Origin of the sequence: Nocardia salmonicida (genome assembly GCF_036142455.1) — a bacterium.
Lineage (GTDB): Bacteria > Actinomycetota > Actinomycetes > Mycobacteriales > Mycobacteriaceae > Nocardia > Nocardia salmonicida.
On record NZ_CP108014.1, the window covers coordinates 2,728,203 to 2,749,522 of the forward strand.

The 21,320-nt window shown below is 68.2% G+C and carries 23 protein-coding genes; 10 read left to right on the forward strand and 13 right to left on the reverse strand.

All coding sequences use genetic code 11. The annotated features are described in order from the left end of the window. Positions 1–13 precede the first annotated feature (13 nt). Genes OHS03_RS12970 through OHS03_RS12995 form a run of 6 tightly spaced genes read right to left on the reverse strand, consistent with a single transcriptional unit; the run spans position 14 to position 5,500 of the window. Positions 14–1,159: a thiolase family protein gene (locus tag OHS03_RS12970; protein ID WP_328662956.1), complete on the reverse strand. Its 1,146-nt coding sequence runs from the start codon at positions 1,157–1,159 to the stop codon at positions 14–16. Beyond that, the gene (locus OHS03_RS12975; protein ID WP_328662957.1) at positions 1,152–2,012 is read right to left on the reverse strand and encodes an enoyl-CoA hydratase/isomerase family protein; all 861 of its coding nucleotides are present in this window, start codon (positions 2,010–2,012) and stop codon (positions 1,152–1,154) included. The genes OHS03_RS12970 and OHS03_RS12975 overlap by 8 nt, the downstream gene beginning before the upstream one ends. After that, entirely contained in the window at positions 2,012–3,232 is a 1,221-nt protein-coding gene (locus OHS03_RS12980) for a CaiB/BaiF CoA transferase family protein (RefSeq protein ID WP_328662958.1), read from the reverse strand. Before OHS03_RS12980 ends, OHS03_RS12975 begins: the two co-directional genes overlap by 1 nt. Beyond that, entirely contained in the window at positions 3,232–3,999 is a 768-nt protein-coding gene (locus tag OHS03_RS12985; protein WP_056809198.1) for an SDR family NAD(P)-dependent oxidoreductase, read from the reverse strand. Before OHS03_RS12985 ends, OHS03_RS12980 begins: the two co-directional genes overlap by 1 nt. Beyond that, positions 4,000–5,178 (reverse strand): acyl-CoA dehydrogenase family protein, encoded by a 1,179-nt coding sequence (locus OHS03_RS12990; RefSeq protein WP_328662959.1) that lies wholly within the window; start codon positions 5,176–5,178, stop codon positions 4,000–4,002. A gap of 13 nt (positions 5,179–5,191) precedes the next feature. Continuing rightward, on the reverse strand, positions 5,192–5,500 hold the full coding sequence (locus OHS03_RS12995) for a hypothetical protein (RefSeq protein ID WP_328662960.1): 309 nt from the start codon (positions 5,498–5,500) through the stop codon (positions 5,192–5,194). 157 nt (positions 5,501–5,657) lie between these two features. On the opposite strand from OHS03_RS12995, the gene OHS03_RS13000 reads away from it, so the two are divergent. From OHS03_RS13000 to OHS03_RS13040, 9 genes are read left to right on the forward strand one after another with little or no spacing between them, the layout of a single operon-like run. Beyond that, the gene (locus OHS03_RS13000) at positions 5,658–6,191 is read left to right on the forward strand and encodes a carboxymuconolactone decarboxylase family protein (RefSeq protein WP_328662961.1); all 534 of its coding nucleotides are present in this window, start codon (positions 5,658–5,660) and stop codon (positions 6,189–6,191) included. A gap of 4 nt (positions 6,192–6,195) precedes the next feature. After that, positions 6,196–7,467, forward strand: a complete 1,272-nt coding sequence (locus OHS03_RS13005) for an aromatic ring-hydroxylating oxygenase subunit alpha (protein WP_328662962.1) — start codon at positions 6,196–6,198, stop codon at positions 7,465–7,467. Then, positions 7,448–7,774 (forward strand): hypothetical protein, encoded by a 327-nt coding sequence (locus tag OHS03_RS13010; protein WP_328662963.1) that lies wholly within the window; start codon positions 7,448–7,450, stop codon positions 7,772–7,774. Before OHS03_RS13005 ends, OHS03_RS13010 begins: the two co-directional genes overlap by 20 nt. Before the next feature lie 2 nt (positions 7,775–7,776). Beyond that, a complete protein-coding gene (locus OHS03_RS13015) occupies positions 7,777–8,988 on the forward strand; it encodes a metal-dependent hydrolase family protein (protein WP_328662964.1) in 1,212 nt (403 codons plus the stop codon). Positions 8,989–8,992: 4 nt separating this feature from the next. Then, positions 8,993–9,391, forward strand: a complete 399-nt coding sequence (locus OHS03_RS13020) for a nuclear transport factor 2 family protein (RefSeq protein ID WP_396952615.1) — start codon at positions 8,993–8,995, stop codon at positions 9,389–9,391. Further along, positions 9,388–10,485, forward strand: coding sequence for an acyl-CoA dehydrogenase family protein (locus tag OHS03_RS13025; RefSeq protein ID WP_328662965.1), 1,098 nt, complete (start codon positions 9,388–9,390; stop codon positions 10,483–10,485). Before OHS03_RS13020 ends, OHS03_RS13025 begins: the two co-directional genes overlap by 4 nt. Positions 10,486–10,536: 51 nt before the next feature. Beyond that, on the forward strand, positions 10,537–11,280 hold the full coding sequence (locus OHS03_RS13030; RefSeq protein ID WP_328664208.1) for an acyl-CoA dehydrogenase family protein: 744 nt from the start codon (positions 10,537–10,539) through the stop codon (positions 11,278–11,280). Beyond that, positions 11,277–11,936, forward strand: a complete 660-nt coding sequence (locus OHS03_RS13035) for a TetR/AcrR family transcriptional regulator (RefSeq protein WP_328662966.1) — start codon at positions 11,277–11,279, stop codon at positions 11,934–11,936. Before OHS03_RS13030 ends, OHS03_RS13035 begins: the two co-directional genes overlap by 4 nt. A 36-nt stretch (positions 11,937–11,972) precedes the next feature. Then, the gene (locus OHS03_RS13040) at positions 11,973–12,908 is read left to right on the forward strand and encodes an acyl-CoA thioesterase (RefSeq protein ID WP_328662967.1); all 936 of its coding nucleotides are present in this window, start codon (positions 11,973–11,975) and stop codon (positions 12,906–12,908) included. A gap of 28 nt (positions 12,909–12,936) precedes the next feature. On the opposite strand, the gene OHS03_RS13045 is transcribed toward OHS03_RS13040, so the two are convergent. Genes OHS03_RS13045 through OHS03_RS13065 form a run of 5 tightly spaced genes read right to left on the reverse strand, consistent with a single transcriptional unit; the run spans position 12,937 to position 18,004 of the window. Next, complete coding sequence (locus tag OHS03_RS13045; protein ID WP_328662968.1) at positions 12,937–13,848, reverse strand: ArgK/MeaB family GTPase; 912 nt, start codon at positions 13,846–13,848, stop codon at positions 12,937–12,939. A 27-nt stretch (positions 13,849–13,875) separates the two neighbouring features. Further along, complete coding sequence (locus tag OHS03_RS13050) at positions 13,876–14,643, reverse strand: enoyl-CoA hydratase/isomerase family protein (RefSeq protein WP_328664210.1); 768 nt, start codon at positions 14,641–14,643, stop codon at positions 13,876–13,878. A 2-nt stretch (positions 14,644–14,645) separates the two neighbouring features. Beyond that, positions 14,646–15,734 (reverse strand): acyl-CoA dehydrogenase family protein, encoded by a 1,089-nt coding sequence (locus OHS03_RS13055; RefSeq protein ID WP_328662969.1) that lies wholly within the window; start codon positions 15,732–15,734, stop codon positions 14,646–14,648. Then, a complete protein-coding gene (locus tag OHS03_RS13060) occupies positions 15,721–16,623 on the reverse strand; it encodes an acyl-CoA dehydrogenase family protein (RefSeq protein ID WP_328662970.1) in 903 nt (300 codons plus the stop codon). Before OHS03_RS13060 ends, OHS03_RS13055 begins: the two co-directional genes overlap by 14 nt. Next, complete coding sequence (locus OHS03_RS13065; RefSeq protein ID WP_328662971.1) at positions 16,601–18,004, reverse strand: class I adenylate-forming enzyme family protein; 1,404 nt, start codon at positions 18,002–18,004, stop codon at positions 16,601–16,603. The genes OHS03_RS13060 and OHS03_RS13065 overlap by 23 nt, the downstream gene beginning before the upstream one ends. Positions 18,005–18,099: 95 nt before the next feature. Between OHS03_RS13065 and OHS03_RS13070 the strand changes: the two genes are divergently transcribed. Continuing rightward, positions 18,100–19,134 (forward strand): 2Fe-2S iron-sulfur cluster-binding protein, encoded by a 1,035-nt coding sequence (locus OHS03_RS13070; protein ID WP_328662972.1) that lies wholly within the window; start codon positions 18,100–18,102, stop codon positions 19,132–19,134. An 80-nt stretch (positions 19,135–19,214) separates the two neighbouring features. Here the strand turns inward: OHS03_RS13070 and OHS03_RS13075 are convergent, their stop codons facing one another. Next, positions 19,215–20,237 (reverse strand): CaiB/BaiF CoA transferase family protein, encoded by a 1,023-nt coding sequence (locus OHS03_RS13075; protein ID WP_328664213.1) that lies wholly within the window; start codon positions 20,235–20,237, stop codon positions 19,215–19,217. 68 nt (positions 20,238–20,305) lie between these two features. Further along, entirely contained in the window at positions 20,306–21,262 is a 957-nt protein-coding gene (locus OHS03_RS13080; RefSeq protein ID WP_328662973.1) for an LLM class F420-dependent oxidoreductase, read from the reverse strand. Positions 21,263–21,320: the final 58 nt, after the last annotated feature.

A 21,320-nucleotide genomic window follows, 5' to 3' on the forward strand; every position in this document is an offset into this window, starting at 1 on the left:
TGTCTCCTTGTGGTCAGGCTGCCAGTTCGACGATGGTGGCGTTGGCGGTGCCGCCGCCCTCGCACATCGTCTGCAGGCCGTAGCGAATTCCGTTGTCGCGCATGTGATGAACCATCCGGGCGAGCAGGCCCGCTCCCGAACCGCCGAGCGGATGACCCAGCGCGATGGCACCGCCGAGCGGATTGACCAGTTGCGGGTCGGCGCCGGTTTCGGCGAGCCAGGCCAGCGGTACCGACGCGAACGCCTCGTTCACCTCGAAGACGCCGATCTCTGACAGATCCAGACCTGCTTTGCGCAAGACCTTCTCGGTCGCCGGGATCGGACCGGTCAGCATGAGCACCGGGTCGGCACCGGTGACCGCGCCCGCGCGGTAACGCACCAGCGGCGTCACCCCCAGCTCGCGGGCGCGCTCCGGTGTCGTCACCAGCACGGCGGCGGCACCGTCGGAGATCTGGGAGGAATTGCCCGCGTGGATGACCCCGTCGTCCTGAAAGGCTGGTTTCAACCTGGCGAGGGTCTCGGGGCTCGTCCCGCGGCGCACGCCTTCGTCGGCGGTCACCGTGGCGCCCTCGGTATCGACGGGCACGAGCTGTGCGTCGAACGCGCCTCGATCCTGGGCGGCGGCGGCCAGCTCGTGCGAGAGTGAGGCGAACTCATCGAGCCGATGCCGCGTCAGACCCCACTTCTGAGCGATCAGCTCCGCGGAGATGCCCTGGTTGAACGAGAAGTCCGGGTAGCGCGCAAGGGCTTTCGGACCATACGGAGATCCGCCGGCTTTCGCCGAACCCAGCGGAACCCGGCTCATCACCTCCACCCCGCCCGCCACGACGACATCCTGTTGACCCGACATCACCGCCTGCACAGCGAAATCGACGGCCTGTTGGCTCGAGCCGCAGGCCCGGTTCACCGTCGTGCCGGGAATGCTCTCCGGCCACCCGGCGGCCAGCACCGCGTACCGTCCGATATTGCTCGACTGGTCACCGATCTGGGAAACACAGCCCCAGATCACGTCATCGATGACGGCCGGGTCGATCCCGGTGCGCTCTATCAGTGCGTTGAGCACGACCGCGGACAGGTCCGCCGGATGGATCCCCGACAGGCCACCGTTGCGCTTGCCCCACGGCGTGCGCACCGCTTCGACCACTACTACCTCACGCATCGCGCTCTCCATTCGAACTAGTCATGGTTGGTTCGGCCTGCCGGGCGAGCGCCCAGCGGCCGGTGAACTCCGGCTCCCTGGCGGCGGCGAATGCCGCGAACGCCTCCGGTGCGTCAGCGGTCGCGAAGTTGACCCCCTGTGCGCGAGCCTCATTGGCCAGTGCGTCGCGCAGGGTGCGGTCGGCGCCCTCGTTCAGCAGCGCCTTGGTCTGGGCCAGCGCGACCGGCGGTCCGGCGGCAAGCCGTTCGGCGAGCTCGACGACGAAGGCATCGAGCTCCGGCTCCGCGACGACCCAGGTCACCAGGTTCAGCGCGTGCGCCTGCGCGGCGTCGATCGTCTCGGCCAGCAGCGCCAGCCGCTTGGCCTGCTGCAGCCCGACGAGTTTGGGCAGCAGCCAGGACCCGCCGAGATCGAGCGACAGCCCGCGGCGGGTGAAGATCTGCGAGAACCGCGAATCCGGTTCCGCGACCACCAGATCGCAGCCCAGTGCCAGATTCCAGCCCGCCCCGACCGCCACCCCGCGCACCTTGGCGATGGTGGGAATCGGCAACTCGTGCAGCAGCAGCGCGACCTCGGTGAGCGCGCGCAACTTGTGGATCGGATGACTGGGGTCGGGTGTGGAGATATCCGCACCCGAACAGAACTCCCCGCCCGCACCGGTGAGCACGAGCGCGCGGACGCCGCGATCACGGCCCGCCGCATCCAGCGCCACGCGCAGCGCCGCCCACAGTTCCCGGTTGATCGCGTTCTTGCGACGCGGGCGATGCAGGGTCAGCGTGCGCACCCCGTTCCGATCTTCGGACAGCAGTACCTGCTCGTCGAGCCCGTCACTGTCCTTGTCCCCCACCGTCATCAGGGCACGGCCGACGTAATGAGACCGTGCAGGCGCAGCAGTCCGATCTCGTCATCGGTGAGACCGAACTCGGCGAGCACGGCGTTCGTGTGTTCGCCGAGCGCGGGCACCGCACCCATGGGCGGGTCGAACCCGGTGATGATCGGCGGCGGTAGCAGCGCCGGGATCGGGCCGACCGGGGTGTCGATCCGGCGCCAGCGATCACGGTCGGTCAACTGGGGATGGACCAGCACTTCGCTCGGGGTGTTGTAGCGGGCGTTGCCGATGCCCGCGGTGTCGGCGGCCTGCTGGAGGAAGGCCAGGTCGTGGCGGGCGCACCAGGCGCCGATCTCGGCGTCGAGTACCTCGCGGTGGCGAACCCGGTCGGGATTGGTCCGGAACCTCGGATCGACGGCGAGGTCTTCTCGCCCCAGCAGTTCGCGCGCGAACCGTTGCCATTCCCCGTCATTGGTGGTGCCGAGCACCACGGTCTGCCCGTCACCGGTCGGGTACGCGCCGTAGGGCGCCACCGCGGGCGAACTCATGCCGAGTGGCTGCTGATCGATACCGGAGTGCCGGGTGTAGGTGAGCTGGTAGCCCATCACCTCGGCCATCGTGTCGAACAGGCTGACACTGACCGCCGCACCCCTGCGACCGCGCTGATCTCGCGCCGACAGCATGGCCAGAATCGAGATCGCCGCGTACAGACCGGCGCAGACATCGGCGACCGGTGGACCGGGTTTGGCGGGCGCGCCCGGTAGCCCGGTGACGGCGCACACCCCTGATTCCGCCTGTGCCAGCAGGTCGTACGCGCGTTTGCCCGACAGTGGACCACCGGCGCCGAAACCGTCGATCTCGACCGCGATCAGGTCGGGATGCTGTTGCGCCAGGTCGGTGGGTGTGATGCCGAGCCGAGCAGTCGCGCCGGGGGCCAGGTTGGAAACGAGCACGTCGGCGTGGTCGAGCAGCAGGTGCAGCACTTCCATTCCGGCCGACGATTTCAGGTTCAGCGCCACCGATTCCTTGCCCCGATTGACCCAGACGAAGTGCGCCGCGAGGCCGTCGACCACATCGTCGTAGTGGCGTGCGAAATCACCGCCGTCCGGGTTCTCGATCTTCAGCACCCGCGCCCCGAGATCAGCCAGGGTGCGGGTGCACATCGGCGCGGATACCGCCTGTTCCAGCGCCACCACGGTGACACCGGCCAACGGCGCCGGGTCCGTCGCCGCGTGTGCGGCCATCACATCACCATGCCGCCGTCGACCGGCAGCACCTGCCCGGTGACGAAGGAGGCCGCATCCGAGGCGAGGAACACGAACGCGCCCGCCACCTCGTCCGGTTCCGCCCAGCGCCGCAACGGGATTCGGTTCAACATCTGCGCGGAGAACTTCTCGTCGGTGCGCAGGGTGCTGGTCATCGGGGTGGCTGCCAGCGGGGCGAGCGCGTTCACCAGGATCTGTTTGCGGGCGAGCTCGCGCGCCAGGGATTTCGTGACGCCGATGATCCCCGCCTTGGCCGCGGAGTAGTTCACCTGGCCGAGCGTGCCGACGATGCCTGCCGAGGAGGTGACGTTGATGATCCGGCCGGTTCCGTCGGTCGCCAGTTTCGCCAGCGCGGCCTGGGTGCAGCGGAACGTACCGAGCAGGTGGATGTCGAGCAGTCGCAGCACCGATTCCTCGGTGGTCTGGGCGAACATGGCGGGATCGGTCACGCCGGCGTTGTTCACCAGAATGTGCAGGACTCCCCCGGCCAGCTCGGCCGCCGCCGCGACGGCGACATCCGCGGACGCTCTGTCGCGCACGTCGAGGGCCGCGCTGCGGGCGACGCCACCCTCGGCCACGATCTTCTCCGCGACCACGGCCGCGGCGGCGCCGTCGACATCGGTGACCAGCACCGCGGCGCCCGCGGTAGCCAAGGCCCGCGCGACCGCGGCGCCGATGCCGCCTGCCGCACCCGTGACCAGGGCCGATCGACCGGTCAAATCGAAAAGTGTTGTCTTGTCAGTCATTCAGTAGCTCCTCGGCATTCCCAGCGTGTGCGATCCCAGGTAGTTCAGGATCATTTCCTGACTGATCGGCGCAATCTTCATCACGCGCGCCTCGCGGAAGTAGCGGGCGACGTTGTACTCCTCGGCGTAACCCATCCCGCCGTGGGTTTGCAGCGCGCGATCGGCGGCGGTGAAACCCGCTTCCGCGCAGAGATATTTGGCCGTGTTCGCCTCGCGACCGCACGGCTGGCCGTTGTCGTAGAGCCAGGTGGCCTTGCGCAGGACCAGCTCGGCGGCGTCGAGATGGGTCAGCGAGTCGGCAAGGGGGAACTGGATGGCCTGGTTCATCCCGATCGGTCTGCCGAAGACTTCGCGGTCACCGGCGTAGCGCACGGCCCTGTCGAGGGCGACCCGGCCGATGCCGAGCGCTTCGGCGGCGATCAGCATCCGCTCGGGGTTCAGTCCGTCCAACAGGTACTTGAAGCCCATTCCCTCTTCGCCGACCCGATCCTCGACCGGAATCCGCAGATCGTCGATGAACAGTTCGTTCGAGGTGACGGCGTTGCGGCCCATCTTGGCGATCGGCCGGATCTCGACTTTGGTGCGGTCGAGATCGGTGAGGAACAGCGTCATCCCGTCGGTCTTCTTCGTGACGTCGTCGTAGCGGGTGGTGCGGGTGAGCAGCAGGATCTTCTCCGACTCCATGGCCTTGGAGATCCACACCTTGCGCCCGTTGACCACGTAGTGATCACCCTCGCGCCGGGCGAAGGTACTGATCCGGGTGGTGTCGAGGCCCGCGCCCGGTTCGGTGACCCCGAAACACACGTGCAGATCACCGCTGACAATGCGCGGTAGGGTCCGGCGCTTGAGCTCCTCGGATCCGTGCACCACCACCGGATGCATGCCGAAGATCGACAGATGAATCGCGCTGGCGGCGTTCATCCCGCCGCCGGAGCGGGAGACCTCTTCGAGCAACAGCGACGCTTCGGTGATCCCTAGACCGTGCCCGCCGAACTCCTCCGGGATCGTGATGCCGAGCCACCCGCCGGCCGCGATCGTGTCGTAGAACGCCGTCGGGAACTCGTGCGCCTGATCGCGCTCCATCCAGTACTTGTCGTCGAACTTCTTCATCAGCTCGGCGACCGAGTCGCGGATCAACTGCTGATCCTCGCTCAGCGCGAAACTCATCCCGCCGGACATGTCGAATCCCCCATCAGTCCGAGGCAGGCAGCGCTTTGGCCGCCTTGACCGTCATCGGCTCGCCGTCGCAGCTCAGCGCGCCCGCGCCCGCCGCGATGCACAGCACCTCGACGTGCTCTTCGGCGTCCACATACCGCTTGCCGATCAACGTGACCGGCGTGCCGTCGGCTACGACAGGCCGGGCGCTCGCCGCGGGGACCATCGGACTCGCGCCGCAAGCGATTGCGGGCGTCCGGTTGGCCGGTACCCGGATCACGACGACCCTCGTACCGCAGACGGTGCTCGCGAGTTGATCACCGGGACGCAGTGGCACTGCGGTCATGGTGGATCTCCCTTCCTGAGGTTAACATCGCTCTCTCTCAATGAAAACTAGCTTCTCTCTCAGCGAGAATCAATGATTCGTTGACTATCCGACCAACCCGTGGAAATCTTACAGTTCAAATGTGAGAATGTGATTCTCCGAATCGAGAGGAGGACGTATGCGCCTACCCCCGCTGCCGGCGGACCGATGGGACGAGCAGGTTCAGCGCGCCCTGTCCGGTCTGCTCCCCCGGGACCGGCAGAACCCGGCAGGCGCCGGAAACGCACTCGCCACACTGGTCCGCCACCCCGACCTGACCAAGGCCTACCTGAGTCTCGGTGTGCACCTGCTGTTCCGGTCGACGCTGCCGGCGCGGGTACGCGAACTGGCGATTCTGCGCGTCGCCCATCGACGCGGCTGCGCCTACGAATGGGCCCACCATGTGGAGATGGCCGGCGAGTCCGGCGTGACAGCCGCCGATATCGCGGCGGCGCAGGGCGGCACCCCCACCACCGAGTTCGACCGCGTGATCTTCGACGCGACCGACGAACTCGATACGACATCGAACCTGTCCGACGCGACCTGGGCCGCCCTCGGCGCGCACCTCGACGAGCGGCAGTGCATGGATCTGGTCTTCACAGTCGGCGGCTACGGCATGTTGGCCATGGCTTTCAACACCTTCGGCGTCGAAGTCGAACAAACGGAAAGGTAACCCCTTGTCCCACTTCACCAAACCGACCGCGGGTAGCTGGACGGAGCACTATCCCGAGCTCGGCACCGAGCCGGTCGACTACACCGACTCCATCGACCCGGACTTCTACGAGGACGAGCGCAACGCCATCTTCAAGAAGACCTGGCTCAATATCGGTCGCGTCGAACGACTTCCGCGCGTCGGCAGCTACTTCACCAGGGAACTGCCCTCGGTCGGCACCTCGCTCATCATCGCCAAGGGCACCGACGAGGTCGTGCGGGCGTTCCACAACATCTGCCGCCACCGCGGCAACAAGCTGGTCTGGGACGACTTCCCGAACGAGGAAACCTCGGGTACGTGCCGCCAGTTCACCTGCAAGTACCACGCCTGGCGCTACAGCCTCGAAGGCGAGGTGAACTTCGTTCAGCAGGAGAAGGAGTTCTTCGACCTCGACAAGCAGCTCTACGGTCTCAAGTCGGTGCGTTGCGAGGTGTGGGAGGGGTTCATCTTCGTCAACCTCGACGAGGACGCACCGCCGCTCACCGAGTACCTCGGCACGCTCGTCACCGGCGTCGAGGGGTATCCGTTCCACGAGTTCACCGAGGTCTACAGCTACCGGGCCGAGATCGGCAGCAACTGGAAGCTGTTCATCGATGCCTTCGCCGAGTTCTATCACGCGCCGATCCTGCACATGAAGCAGGCGGTCAAGGACGAGGCCGACAAGCTGGCCGGCGTCGGCTACGAGGCACTGCACTACGAGTTGCAGAGTCCGCATTCGATGATCTCCTCGTGGGGCGGCATGGCCCCGCCCAAGGACCTGAACATGGTCAAGCCGATCGAGCGCGTGCTGCGCAGCGGTCTGTTCGGACCGTGGGACAAGCCCGATATCGAGGGCCTGGATTCGCTGCCGGAGGGGATCAACCCCGCCCGCCACCGGGCCTGGGGCGTCGACGAGTTCGAGATCTTCCCGAACATGTCGCTGCTGTTCTGGGAGCCCGGCTGGTACCTCACCTACCACTACTGGCCGACCGCGGTGGACAAGCACATCTTCGAGGCGAACCTGTACTTCGTGCCCCCGAAGACCGCGCGCGAACGCCTGGGCCAGGAGCTGGCCGCGGTCACCTTCAAGGAGTACGCGTTGCAGGACGCGAACACCTTGGAAGCCACCCAGACGATGCTGGCCACTCGCATCGTGTCCGAGTTCCCCCTCAACGATCAGGAGATCTTGCTGCGCCACCTGCACAAGGTCGCCAAGGACAAGGTCAAGGAGTACCGAGATGCCACTGCTGCCCGCTGAATTCGCCGATCTGGAGCGGTTCGCCGACTGGGTGCTGCCCACCGAGCCGGAGCGCTACGCCAAGCGTCTCGCCTCGAGCATGCCGGCGATGCAGGAGTTCTACGACATCGCTTTCCCCCGCCTGGAGGACGCGATCGCCTACTGCGACAAGTTCCCGCTCGACGACCTGCCCGATGACGCCCGCGCGCTGCTGCACCTGATGCAGTCGCTGGTGAACGTATCCTTCCCGATCGAGGTCTGGAAGCAGGCGCGGGTGCCCGACTCCGGCGCCGCCATGGTCCACCTGATCCGGGAGCCGGTGGTCTGATCATGCTGACGCTGTTGGCCGCCGGGTATCTCGACATCGACACCGGCGAGATCGTCCGACCTGGAGTGATCCGGATCGACGGTGATCGGATCGTCGGTGTCGGCGGTGCCCCCGAGGGCGAGATCATCGACCTCGGTGACGCCATCCTGCTGCCCGGCCTGATGGACATGGAGGTCAATCTCCTGATGGGCGGGCGCGGCGAGACCGGGCTGGGCTCCAGCGTTCAGGATGATCCGCCGCTGCGGATGATGCGCGCGGTGGGCAACGCCCGCCGCACGCTGCGGGCCGGGTTCACCACCGTGCGCAACCTCGGATTGTTCGTCAAGACCGGCGGCTATCTGCTCGACGTCGCGCTCGGCAAGGCCATCGACGCGGGCTGGGTCGACGGCCCGCGCATCGTGCCCGCCGGGCACGCGATCACCCCGACCGGCGGACATCTCGATCCGACGATGTTCGCCGCGTTCGCGCCGCATGTGCTGGAACTGAGCATCGAGGAGGGCATCGCCAACGGTGTCGACGAGGTGCGCAAGGCGGTCCGGTACCAGATCAAGCACGGCGCGCAGCTGATCAAGGTCTGTGTCTCCGGCGGGGTCATGTCGCTCACCGGAGCGCCAGGGGCGCAACACTATTCGTCCGAGGAACTGCGGGCGATCGTGGACGAGGCGCATCGGCGCGGGTTGCGGGTCGCCTCGCACACCCATGGCGCCGACGCGGTGCGCGCTGCCGTCGAAGCCGGAATCGACTGCATCGAGCACGGTTTCCTGATCGACGACGACGCCATCGCGCTGATGGTCGAACGCGGCACCTACCTGGTGCCCACCACCCGACTGGCCGACGCCATGGATGTGTCCAAGGCGCCACCGGAACTCCAGGCCAAGGCGGCCCAGATGTTCCCGCGCGCCCGCACGTCGGTGCTGGCGGCCTACAAGGCCGGGGTGAAGATCGCGGTGGGCACCGATGCCCCCGCGATCCCGCACGGCCGCAACGCCGACGAGCTGGTCGCGCTCGTCGACCGTGGCATGAGCCCCTTGGATGTGCTGCGCGCTGCGACCATCACGGCCGCCGAGTTGATCGATGTCACCGACCGCGGCCGACTGGCCGAGGGACTGCTCGCCGACATCATCGCGGTCCCCGGCGACCCACTCCAAGACATCACCGTCACCCAACGGGTGCGGTTCGTGATGAAAGGCGGGAAAGTCTTTGTCCAGAAATGACGACGTGATCGAGCTCGAACAGCTGCTCGCACGGTATGCGGTCACCATCACCAAAGGTGATATCGAGGGCCTGATCTCGGTGTTCACCCCCGACGGCAACTACAGCGCCTTCGGCGACACCTATCCGCTCGACGAGTTCCCCGATCTCGTCGCCGCCGCGCCGAAGGGGTTGTTCCTCACCGGAACTCCGGCGCTCGAGCTCGACGGTGACACCGCCAGCGGCACCCAGCCGCTGTGCTTCATCGACCAGTCGACCCACGACATGCGCATCGGCTACTACAGCGACACCTACGCGCGCACCGACGAGGGCTGGCGGCTGCGCACCAGGGCCATGACCTTCATCCGTCGCAACGGCGACCACGATTCCGGCCGCCCGCACGCCTTCGAACGACCGAGTGCGTGAACCGCACCGATTTTCGGGCCGGCCTGCGGTCCTGGCTCGACGACAACGACCTGTCCGCAGGCACGGACCACTCGCTCGACGCGCAGGTCGCGCAACTGGCCAGAGTCCGGCGCGCGCTCTACGACGCGGACTGGATGCGGTACGGCTGGCCCGCCGAGGTGAGCGGCCTCGGCGGGCCTGCGGTGCTGCGCGCGATCCTCGGCGAGGAGGTCGCCACCCGCGACCTCGCCGAGCCCGGCATCTATTCGATGATCGAGGTGCTCGCGCCGACGATGATCTCCTACGCCACACCGCAATTGGCGGCGCAGATGGTGCCGCGGCTGCTCAGCGGTCGTGAGCAGTGGTGCCAGGGGTTCTCCGAACCCGGCTCCGGCAGCGATCTCGCCTCACTGAGTACCAGGGCCGAACCCCGCGGTGACCATTGGGTGGTCTCGGGGCAGAAGGTGTGGACCAGCCTTGCCCAGTACTCGGCGCGTTGTGTCCTGTTGACCCGCACCGGAATCGGCCACGACGGGATCACCGCGTTCTTCGTCGACATGGACTCCCCCGGTATCACCGTGCGGCCGTTGCGGACGATGCACGGCATCGACGAGTTCGCCGAGGTCTACTTCGACGACGTCGTCGTCCCCGCCGACCGCATGCTCGGGCGACCGGGCGACGGCTGGCGGGTCGCGATGGATCTGCTCCCGCACGAACGCTCCACCTGTTTCTGGCACCGAATCGCCTATCTCTACACGCGTTTCGACCAACTGCTCGCCCAGACCCCCGGCGGCGACGCGGGCGACGACGCCGACCTCGGTGCCGCCTATCTCGCCCTGCACACCATCCGCTGCCGGTCGCTGGCGACGCAGGAGCGCCTGGCCGCGGGCGGCAAACTCGGGCCGGAGACCTCCATCGACAAGGTGCTGCTCGCCACCGCCGAGCAGCAGTTGTTCGACACCATCCGCGACCTGTCGCCCGGTGTCATCGAGCTCGCCGATTCGCCGTTGCGCGCGGAATACCTGTACTCGCGCGCCGCGACGATCTACGGCGGCACTGCCGAGATCCAGCGCAACATCATCGCGCGCCGACTACTCGACCTCGGGAAAGAGTGAACCGTGGATGCTGCCGAACTCGACCTGTTGGCTCAGACCTTGCGCAAGACGATGCGGGACGCCTCAGGTGCCGACCTCTACACCGCGCTCACCGAGCTGGGTTGGCACGACATGCTCGTCGAGGCGCCCGATTCCACTGTGCCCCTGGTTTTCCGGCTACTCGGTGAGACCGGTGCGCACGCCCCACTGCTCAACGACGTCATCCATGCCGCCGCCGGTCGGCCTGCCGACGGGCCCGTCCCCCTCCCCTTCGCCGGGGGCACCTGGGTTCAGTGGGAACACAACGGCTCATCCCTTCCGGACTCGACGCTCCTCGACGCCGAGCTGTCGATCCGGCAGATATCGACGGGCGCCGAGATCCCGCTCGCCGCGGGCCGTCGGGCGCTGGGCTGGTGGCTGACCGGCGCGAGCCGGGCGATGCTCACCCTTGCCCGCACCCATGCCGTCGACCGCGTCCAGTTCGGTCGTCCGGTGGCCTCGTTCCAGGCCATCCGGCACCGACTCGCCGAAACCCTGGTCGCCGTCGAAGGCGCCGAAGCGACCCTCGTGGCCGCCGCCGACGACCTCGGGTGCCTGCTCGCCAAAGCCGCCGCGGGCCGGGCCGCGCTGACGACCGCCCGGCACTGCCAGCAGACCCTCGGCGGCATCGGCTTCACCGCGGAACACGATCTGCATCGCCACATCCGGCGGGTCCTGGTCCTCGACGGATTGCTCGGCAGTTCGCGCGAACTCATCCGCGAGGCGGGCGCGACCGTGCGTGCCGCGGGTTCGGCCGCACGACTGGTGCAGCTATGAGTGAGCGCGTGGAGCCCGCCTGGAAACAACGTGCGGTGGAACGCTCGATCAAGTCCACCCGGCAGCGGGCCGAGCAGCGGGTCCAGCGTTTCCTCGACGCGGCACAGGCGATCATCTCCGAGAACGGCAGTACGGACTTCACCGTGCAGGAAGTGGTCGAGCGGTCACGTCAGTCGCTGCGTAGCTTCTACCTGCAGTTCGACGGCAAGCACGAGCTGCTGCTCGCGCTCTTCGAAGACGCGCTGCTGCGCACGGCCGAGCAGATCCGCGACGCTGCCGCGGGCGAGGCCGACCCGTTGGCGCGACTCGGGGTCGCGGTGCGGCTGCTGTTCTCGCTGTGCCGCTCCGATCCGAGCGACCGCCACCCACTGTTCACCGATTTCGCACCGCGACTGCTGGTCACCCATCCCGCCCACGTGAAAGTCGCGCACGCGCCGCTGCTGTCGCTGTTCGTCGACCTGGTGACCGACGCGGCGTCGGCGGGCACGCTGCGGCCCGGTCTGAATCCACGCCGGGTCGCCGCCATGACGATGCAGACCGTCATGTTCACCGCCCAGTCCAGTGGCGCCCAGGATGATTCGACGATGCGCCCGGTCACCGCCGAGGAAGTCTGGGACTTCTGCGCATCCGGCGTCACCGGCGCGCTGAGAATATAATTCTCATAGTGGTAGAAGATGAATTACAATTCGGGCATGGCCGATCTTTGGAACAATCTGCTCGCGAGCCTCGATCTCCGCGTGTCACCGCTCACCGGGAGCACTGCCGCAACCGAAGGCACCGTCGCACCTGAAAACGCCCCCGGCACCACGGTTCCCGGTGAGCCGCCGACTGTTTTCGAAGGTCCCAATCTGCCGTTGAACTACCGCAGGCTCTTCGGCGGCCAGATCCTCGGGCAGTTCGTCCGCGCAGCCGAACTCGCCTGTCCGGACAAGCAGGTCAAGTCCGTCCACACCCTGTTCGCCAGGGAAGGCAGCTACGACGAGCCGGTCCGGTACGAGGTATCCAGCCAGCACCAGGGCCGGTCCTTCGCCACGCTGTCGATCCTGGCCAGGCAATCCACACGCGTGGTCGCCAGTGCCGCGGTGTCGATGCATGTCGCCGAGGACGGCCCGCAGGCCCAGCATGTCGACGACGTCGCCGCGCTTCTCGCGCCCGAGTACCGGGTCACCTTCGACCTGCTGCCCTGGGAAACCCGCGCGTTCGACGATCTGAACTCCACCGCGGCCGCACCGCCGGAGTACGAGTTCTGGATGCGAACACCGGCGGTCGCCCCCGAACTCGCCCCCGCGCTGACCGCCTACGCCACTGATCTGAACCTCATCGGCACCGCGCTGCGTCCGTTCGACGGGGTGAGCCAGCGGGGCAACGGCACCGCGTTCACCTCCGCCGTCACCGCGCACACCCTGTGGTTCCATCGCCCGTTCCGCACCGACGACTGGCTGCTGCTGCGCCAGCACAGTCCAGTGGTGGCGCATGGACGGTGCTTCGGCCGTGGTGACGTACTCACCGCGGCGGGTGAACTCGTCGCCTCGTTCGCGCAGGAAGCGCTCGTGCGGTTCGATTCCGAGGCGGCCCAGTCTGTTTCGGCACAGGCCGCCTCGACGGCACCGGCAGCGCAGCGCGGGTGAGCACCCCGACCCGTCGCGGCGAGCATCCTCACCGCGACGGGTCGACGGCCGGGACGGCGCTCGCCTCGGCCAGTAACTGTTCCGCCGCGGTGTAGGGGTCACGGCGACCGGCGGCCACGGCGGCGGCGAGGTCGGCCAGACCGGAGTGACCGCGCAGCCGCGACTGCGCCAGCGACAGGATCTGCGCCCGCGCGCGGGCAGCGCCACGCGCCGGGGTATCGGACCGATGGTGCGTCTCGATCGCCTCGATCAGCTCCTCGACTCCGGTGCCGCGAGAGGCGACCAGCGTCAGGATCGGCAGCCCGGTCTCGATGTGCAGTTCCCGCGCGGTCTGCGCGGCGCCGGCGCGGTCGGCCTTGTTCACGACCAGGATGTCGGCGACCTCGAGCAGACCGGCCTTGGCGGCCTGAATCGCGTCGCCCGCACCGGGATTGAGAATGACGACGGTCGGATCGGCGACCGCGGCGATCTCGATCTCGGACTGCCCGACGCCGACCGTCTCCAACAGGATCAGGCCGTAGCCGAGCGCGCCGAGCAGCCGGATCGCCGCGGGCACGGCGGCGGCGAGCCCGCCGAGGTGCCCGCGGGTGGCGACCGAGCGGATCAAGACGCCGGAGTCGTTGATATGCGCCGACATTCGGATGCGGTCGCCCAGGAGCGCACCCCCGGAGTAGGGCGAGGACGGGTCGACGGCGAGCACCGCCACCCGCAGCCCGCGCGCGCGATAGCCCGCGACCAGCACCGCGATGGTGGTGGACTTACCCGCCCCCGGCGGCCCGGTCACCCCGATCACCCGCACCGGGACGGACTCGAGCTGCGCGAGCACGTGTTCGCGCTGCGGGCTCTCGACCAGACTCAACAGCCGCCCGGCGGCGCGGATGGAGCCCGCGCGCGCCGTGGCGATCAATTCGGTGATGTCGTTCGACAGTGGACTGTTCATCGGCCACTCCCCCGACACCTCGGCCGACTACTTCTTTCCCGCGGTGAGTCGCTCGATGGTGGCCTGGAAATCCGCCGTCTGGAACGACAGGTCCTCGGCGGTCGTCGCGTAGTCGAGACTGGCCAGTACCGCCCGTTCCAGGTGCAGATTGAGCAGCCGCTTGGTGCTTTCCACCGCCTGCCTGGGCAACTCCAGAATGCGCTTCGCGCAGTCCAGCGCCTCCGCCATCGGATCGGCGACGACGTGGTTGACCAGGCCCATCTCCCTGGCCCGTTCGGCCGGGATACGCGCGCCGGTGAGCGCGTACTCCTTGGCGAAGAGCAGGCTGGTGTGCAGCGGCCAGGTGAGCGGGCCACCGTCGGCGGCGACCAGGCCCACCTGCACGTGCGGGTCGGCGAGGTAGGCCGTCTCGGCGATGTAGACGATGTCGCTGAGCGAGACCAGGCTGCACCCGAGGCCGACGGCGGGACCGTTGACCGCCGCGATCACCGGAATCCGGCAGCGCGCCATGCCGAGCACGATGTCGCGACCGTGCGCGATCGTCTTGGCGCGTAGATCCGCGTCGCGGCTCAGCTCGGCCAGATAGCCGAAGTCGCCACCGGCCGAGAAGGCTTTGCCGCTACCGGTGAGCACCGCGACGCGGGCCTCGCGGTCCTCGCTCAGTCGCGGCCACAGGTGCGCGAGTCCGGTGTGCAGGTCATCGTTGACCGCGTTGAGCGCGTCGGGCCGATTCAGCGTGATGATCCGCAGCGGGCCCTCGGCGCGAACGTCGATTTCGGCAGGCAGGTCGTACATGGTCATGCTCCCAATCCGAGAATGCGCGAGGCGATGATGTTCTTCTGAATCTGTGATGTCCCGCCCATGACGCTCTGCGCGCGGCTGTAGAGGTAGGCGCTGAGCAGTTCGGGATCGCGGGTGCCGCCGACCGTCAGGGCCGCGTGGCCGACCGACTGCTCCACCCAGGTCATGAGCAATTTGTCGAGCGAGCCCTCTGGCCCGTGCGAGACACCGTCGAGCTGTTCGGACAGTCGTCGGCGCACGTGCAGGCGCAACATCTCGGTCTGCACCGCGGCCCAGGCCAGGTCGGCGGGCAGCGGACCCGAGGTCCTGGCCGCCAGTTGCCGCACGAGCTTGCCGTATCGCGCGGCGTAGCCGAGCGTCGACGGCTCGCGTTCGTGCCCGACCACCGTCATCGCCAAGGCCCACCCGTCACCGGGCGATCCGACCATCTGATCGGCGGGCACGCGGGCGCCGTCGAAGTGCACCTGCCCGAATTCGGTGGTGATCCCGCTCATCATCCGCAGCGGTCGCTGCTGCACGCCGGGTTGCTTCATCGACACCACAAAGGCCGAGATGCCCTTGTGCCGTGGCACTTCGGAGTCGGTGCGGGCCAGCAGCAGACACCAGTCCGCGACATCGGAATAGCTCGTCCAGATCTTGTGCCCCTGGAGCACATAGAAGTCGCCGTCGCGGGTGGCCGTGGTCCGCAGCGCGGCCAGGTCCGAGCCTGCGTCCGGTTCGCTGAACCCCTGGCACCAGCGCTGTGTCCCGTCGATCATGCCGGGCAGGAAGCGTTGTTGTAGTTCCTTGCTCGCGTGCCTGCCCAGGCCCTGGATCAGGTAACCGAGGCTGGGTCGCGGCGGTGCGCCGGCCAGAGCGAGTTCCTCGTCGAGGATGACGTCGTAGACCGGGGGCAGTTCGTGGCCGCCGTGTTCTCGCGGCCACGACAGCCCGAAGAACCCGGCTTCGTGTAGGGCTCGGTGCCATTCACCTTGCTTGGCCCAGTACTCGTCCCCCGAGGTCGGGAACTGACCCGCGACACCGGACAGCCACTCGCGCAGGCGTTCTCGGAACGCGGCTTCCTCCGGCGAATCACGAAAGTCCACGGTCGATCTCCTCCAGGCTCGTGGGGAACAGCTCGGTGGACGTCAGCGTCCGCCGTAGATACAGATGCGCCAGGCACTCCCAGGTGTTGCCGATCCCGCCGTGCACCTGCACCGCGGTCTCGCACACGGTCAGTGCCGCTCTGGCGCAGTAGAGTTTGGCGATCACGGCCGCCTGCACGGCTCGCTCGGGGTCGAGCGCGTCCACGGCCCACGCCGCGTGCCGCAGCACGCTCACCGAACCCTCGATCAGCGCGAGACCCTCCGCGAGCAGATGGGCGACGGCCTGATAGGAGCCGATCGTCTTGCCGTATTGCGCACGGACTTTCGCGTAATCGGTGGCCAGTGCGTGCGCGCCGCGCGCGGTGCCGACCAGATCGGCGCAGGTGGCCACGAGCGCGAGCGCTCGCCACTGGGTGACCTGCGCCGTGGACAGTTCGCCCAGCAGTTTCGGAACGCCGGTGAGCGCGGCCTCGGCCCGGGTCTGATCGGCGCCGGTCGAGGCGGTGGCGACCGAGCTGGCCAGCATCGACTCGCCCCGCACGATCAGGGCGCGCCGGGCGCCTCGCGCGTCGATCGCGCGGTCGTCGACGGCGACGGTCCAGTGCGGTACCGATTCGGGGGCCGACCAGAGGTCGTCGGCGAGGAGCGGACCCAGGAACGGCACGTCGACCAGCCCGCGGCCGAATTCCTCGGCGACGATGGCCACTTCGACGCCGGAGGCGCCGTCGGAGCGCAGGGCGCGCCAGCCGGTGCTCGCGACCGTCTGCTCGAGCCGCGCGATCCGCTGTTCGTCGGCCAGGTCGTTGACCGAGCCGGGGCCGAGGTCGTCGGCCAGTTTGGCAGCGGCGTCGCGCAGCTGCCGCTGTTCAGAGGTCAGACGAACGTCCATGACGCTCCTTCAGTACTCGGCGCAGCACCTTGCCGGAGGGCAGGCGCGGGATTTCGGGCACGAACACCACTCGGCGCGGCCGTTTGTAGGAGGCGAGACGGGTGCCGACCAGGGCGATCAGTTCCTCGGCATCGACCGGTTCCGCGGTCGCGACGGCGGCGACGATCGTCTCGCCGTCGGCGGGATCGGGGACGCCGAACACCGCGCAGTCGGCGACCGCCGGGTGTCCGTGCAGAACGGCTTCCACCTCGGCGGGCGCCACTTGGAAACCGCGCACCTTGATCATCTCCTTGAGCCGGTCGGTCAGCCGCAACCAACCGTCGTCGTCGAGATAGCCGACATCGCCGGTGCGGTACCAGCCGTCGGCGTAGGCCGCCTCGGTCGCGTCGTCGGGCAGGTACCCGGCCATCGACGACGGAGAGCGAGCTTGGATCTCGCCCGTCTCGCCGGTCTCGACTTCGTCGCCGGTGGTCGTCGAGACCACCCGGACTTCGACGCCGGCCACCGGGCGGCCCACGCTGTCCAAGCGCGCGCCGTCGAGCGGATTGCACGCGATGACCGGAAGCTCACTGGCACCGTAGGCGGGCACCCACGCGACTCCGGTACGGCGCGTGACGGTCTCGGCGACGCTCGGTGTCACCGGCGTCGCGCCCCACATGATGTAGCGCAGCGAGGACAGGTCGTAGGACTCGAGGTCGGGATGAGACGCGATCGCGAGCGCGATCGGCGCCACCGCCATCTCCACGGTGATCCGGTCGGCCTCGATGTGGTGCAGCATCCGGTCCAGGTCGAACCGGCGATGCAGGCGCATCCAGGCACCGGTGCGCAGCGCCAGCACGATATTGAGCAGCCCGAGGATGTGCGAGGGCGGGGTGGCGATCTGAATCCGATCGTCGCCGGTGAAGCCGAGCGCCACCCGCCAGTGTTCCACCGCGGCCGCGAAGGACGCGTGGGTGTGGCGGACGGCTTTCGGCAATCCCGTTGTGCCCGAGCTGAACACGAGCACCGCGTCGTCCTGTGCCACGGGCACGGGGAAGGTAGCGGCGCCGGGCGTGATCGGTGCGTCGAGTGAGAGCATCGGCATCAACTCCGCCAGCACCGGTTGGTCGCCGACGGCGAAGGCAGGCCGGGTGACAGCCAGCGCGTGCTCGACATCACCACGCTTCCACGCCGGGCTGATGAGCACAACCGCGCCGCCCGCCAGCCAGATCGCGCGCACCGCGAGCACGAATTCCGGTCGGTTCGACGCCATCAGCGCCACCCGATCCCCCTGGCGCACACCGCGATCGGCCAAGGTCTCGGCCAGGCCCGCGGTCAGCCCGTCCAACTCGGTGAGTGTGTAGTGCCGATCGTCGAAACTGAGTGCGATCCGGTCGTTCATCTCGCCTCCGCGGCCGGGATTGAGAAGATCCCATCTTGCGAGAGAGAATAGTATTCTCTTTCCATAAGAATCTTCATACCAGAAGGAGCCGGTCCATGGCGAGAACTCCCCTGTTCCAACGCGCGACGGTGACCCGGATCATCAAGGAGACAGCCGATGCCCGCACCTTCGTGCTCGCTCCACACGAGGGCCCGGTGTCCTACCTGGCCGGCCAGTTCTGCACATTCCGGGTGCGGGTCGACGGCGTCGAGCTGTTCCGGTCGTACTCCATGTCGAGCGCGCCCGAAACCGACGCCGAGCTCATGACGACGGTCAAACGGGTCGTCGGCGGCCGGGTGTCGAACTGGCTGATCGACAATCTCGGCGAAGGCGACGTGGTCGAGATGAGCAGGCCGGCAGGCAAATTCTGTCTGCGCGAGAGCGAACGTCCACTGCTCGGCTTCTCCGGCGGCAGTGGCATCACCCCGGTCCTCTCGCTGGCCAAGAGCGCGCTGGCAACGACCGATCGGCGGGTGCGCCTGCTCTGTGTCGATCGCGACCGGGCGTCGGCGATCTTCGACGCGACCCTCGACGATCTGGTCGCGCGCTATCCCACTCGGCTCGAGGTGCTCCGGCATCTGGATGCCGACAGCGGGTTGCTCGATCCCGCTACCGTCCGCGCTTTCGTCGGCGCCGACACCGTGGGCGACAGCTACATCTGCGGGCCGGAGGCGTTCATGGCGATGGTGGAGACCGCCCTGCCGGGGCCGGGCGCCGTCTACAGCGAGCGATTCGGCGCGGCCCAACCGATCCCCACGGCCGAACCGATAACCGGGATCGAGCCGGAACCTGCCACACCGGCGCCCCCCGCCGACACGGCGGGCACGGTCACGGTCATCCTCGGCCGCAAGAAGGTGACGGTGCCGCGTAATGCGGGCGAGACGCTGCTGGAAAGCGCGCGACGCGGCGGCCTCACCCCGCCGTTCTCCTGCGAATCGGGCAACTGCGCGACCTGCATGGCCGTGCTCACCCATGGTTCGGCGACGATGCGCGTCAACGACGCGCTCACCGACGACGAGGTGGCCGAGGGTTATGTGCTCACCTGCCAGGCGATCCCCGACACGGCCGAGACCACCGTCCGCTACGAGTAGCGACGACGGACCCCGGGACCTGTCCAGGTCCCGGGGTCCGGCTCCCCCTGGCTCCAAGAATCTCCGAGTTCGGCGGGTGTTCAGTCGTTGTGCTCGCCCAAGCGGGGTGGCGGACCGTACGCGGGCTCATACCCGGCGATCCGAATCGGACTGCCCACCAGTCGATGTGGCCCCGCGTGTACCAGCACTTCCGGCGTGGCCTCCAACGCCTCGGGCAGAGTCCGGACAGCGGCCGCCGGGATGCCCAGCGGTCGCAGCCGCGATTCCCAGCCCACCGCGGTGTCCGCCGCGAGCGCGGTGGTGACGACGGCGAGCACCTCCTCGCGCCGACCCGCCCGCTCGGCCATGGTGGCGAATCCCGTGACCGCCGCCTCCTCGGCGAAGCGCTGCCAGAAACCGTCATGGGTGATGAACAGCGCCAGGTATCCGTCGGCCGTCGGAAAGATCTGCGCGGGAACGTAATACGTATGCGCGCCGAACGGGCGACGCAGCGGTGCCTTGCCGTCGTTGAGATAGGCCGAGGCGTGGTAGTTCAGTTGTGAGAGCATGACATCGCGCAGCGACACCTCCACCTGGCCGCCGACACCGGACACGATCTTCGCGAGCAGGCCCAGCGCCGCGGTCAAGCCGGTGGAGTTGTCGGCCGAGGAGTAGCCGGGCAGCGTCGGCGGGCCCGCCGGGTCCCCGGTGAGCGCCGCGATGCCGGTGGCCGCCTGGATGACGTAGTCGAAGGCCGGGTCGTCACCGGCGTCCAAGCCGAACCCGGTGATCGCCACACAGACGATGCGCTCGTTCCACCGCCGCAACGCCGCATAGGTCAGGCCGAGCCGGTGGATCGCCGACGGCTTCAAATTCACCAGCAGCGCATGCGCGTTCGTCACCAGCGCGCCGAGCTGGTCCTGGCCCTGCTCGGTGGTCAGGTCGATGCTGATGCTGCGTTTGCCCCGATTGAGGCTGGCGAAATAGCTGTCGCCCACCTGCCGTGAGATGTCGCCGCCCGCCGGTTCCAGCTTGGTGACCCCGGCGCCGAGATCGGCGAGCATCATGGTGGCGTACGGACCGGCGAGCATGGTGCCCACCTCGAGTATCCGAATGCCCGACAGCGGCCCTTCGGTCGCGCCCGGCTCGACGCGCCCACCCGTTGACCCGACGCGCTCGCTCCGCGCCCCGATCACCGTAAGTCCTTTGCCAGGGAGGCGATCATCTCCCTGGTGCGCCGTTTGGAGGCGACCAGCTCGTCGCGGGTGTCGCCGATCGGCAGCAGTCGCACCGACAGATCGGTGGCCCCGGCGTCGCCGTACCGGCGCAGCCCCGCGGCGATGGCGCTCTCGTCACCGGCGAGGCAGATATCGCCGATGTCGCGAGCGTCGCCGGTTTCGAGCAGTCGCTGATAATTCGGCGAGACCTCGGCTTCGCCGAGAATGCGATTCGCCCGCGCCTTGGCCTCTTCGACTTCGGAGGGACGACACAGGCAGACCGGGAGACCCGCGACCACGCGCGGCGCGGGACGGCCCGCCTCGGCCGCCGCCTTCGTGATCCGCGGGACGACGTGGCCCCCCACCGCGCGTTCGTCGGCCATCCAGAGAATGGTCCCGTCGGCCTGCTCGCCCGCGATGCGCAACATCACCGGACCGAGCGCGGCGATCAGCACCGGCACCGGAGCCACCGGCCCGAGGTCGAGCGGATTGTGCACCGTGAAGGTCGAGTTCTCGACGTCCACCGTGCCGGGCCCGCGCAATCCCGCGTTGAGCACCTCGAGGTAGTCCGCGGTGTAGGCGGCCGGCTTGTCGTAGGGCAGCCCGAGCATGTCGGCCACGATCCAGTGGTGTGAGGGACCGATACCCAGCGCCAGCCGTCCGCCCGCCGCGGCCTGCGCCGACAGCGCCTGCCGGGCAAGGGCGATGGGGTGCTGGGCCTGTAGCGGTACCACCGCGGTACCCAACTCGATCCGGGTGGTCGCCTGTCCCATCAACGCGATGGTGATCAACGCGTCGAAGTCGGTCGGGATCTGGGGTATCCACGCGGTGTCCAGTCCGGCCGATTCGGCCCACGCGATGTCGTCGAGCATCCGCGACAATTTGCGGGCCGCATCACCCTTCTCGGGCCCGATCATCACTCCGATACGCACGAATTCCTCCGTCTTCCACTACTTTTCGCGTGACCACGATGGTCGACGCCGCTGCGAC

Bases quoted from the DNA above. Each gene is read 5' to 3' on its own strand.
- OHS03_RS12970 (WP_328662956.1), bottom strand. From the start codon at position 1,159: ATGCGTGAGGTAGTAGTGGTCGAAGCGGTGCGCACGCCGTGGGGCAAG.
- OHS03_RS12975 (WP_328662957.1), bottom strand. From the start codon at position 2,012: ATGACGGTGGGGGACAAGGACAGTGACGGGCTCGACGAGCAGGTACTG.
- OHS03_RS12980 (WP_328662958.1), bottom strand. From the start codon at position 3,232: ATGGCCGCACACGCGGCGACGGACCCGGCGCCGTTGGCCGGTGTCACC.
- OHS03_RS12985 (WP_056809198.1), bottom strand. From the start codon at position 3,999: ATGACTGACAAGACAACACTTTTCGATTTGACCGGTCGATCGGCCCTG.
- OHS03_RS12990 (WP_328662959.1), bottom strand. From the start codon at position 5,178: ATGTCCGGCGGGATGAGTTTCGCGCTGAGCGAGGATCAGCAGTTGATC.
- OHS03_RS12995 (WP_328662960.1), bottom strand. From the start codon at position 5,500: ATGACCGCAGTGCCACTGCGTCCCGGTGATCAACTCGCGAGCACCGTC.
- OHS03_RS13000 (WP_328662961.1), top strand. From the start codon at position 5,658: ATGCGCCTACCCCCGCTGCCGGCGGACCGATGGGACGAGCAGGTTCAG.
- OHS03_RS13010 (WP_328662963.1), top strand. From the start codon at position 7,448: ATGCCACTGCTGCCCGCTGAATTCGCCGATCTGGAGCGGTTCGCCGAC.
- OHS03_RS13015 (WP_328662964.1), top strand. From the start codon at position 7,777: ATGCTGACGCTGTTGGCCGCCGGGTATCTCGACATCGACACCGGCGAG.
- OHS03_RS13030 (WP_328664208.1), top strand. From the start codon at position 10,537: ATGCGGGACGCCTCAGGTGCCGACCTCTACACCGCGCTCACCGAGCTG.
- OHS03_RS13035 (WP_328662966.1), top strand. From the start codon at position 11,277: ATGAGTGAGCGCGTGGAGCCCGCCTGGAAACAACGTGCGGTGGAACGC.
- OHS03_RS13040 (WP_328662967.1), top strand. From the start codon at position 11,973: ATGGCCGATCTTTGGAACAATCTGCTCGCGAGCCTCGATCTCCGCGTG.
- OHS03_RS13045 (WP_328662968.1), bottom strand. From the start codon at position 13,848: ATGAACAGTCCACTGTCGAACGACATCACCGAATTGATCGCCACGGCG.
- OHS03_RS13050 (WP_328664210.1), bottom strand. From the start codon at position 14,643: ATGTACGACCTGCCTGCCGAAATCGACGTTCGCGCCGAGGGCCCGCTG.
- OHS03_RS13060 (WP_328662970.1), bottom strand. From the start codon at position 16,623: ATGGACGTTCGTCTGACCTCTGAACAGCGGCAGCTGCGCGACGCCGCT.
- OHS03_RS13065 (WP_328662971.1), bottom strand. From the start codon at position 18,004: ATGAACGACCGGATCGCACTCAGTTTCGACGATCGGCACTACACACTC.
- OHS03_RS13070 (WP_328662972.1), top strand. From the start codon at position 18,100: ATGGCGAGAACTCCCCTGTTCCAACGCGCGACGGTGACCCGGATCATC.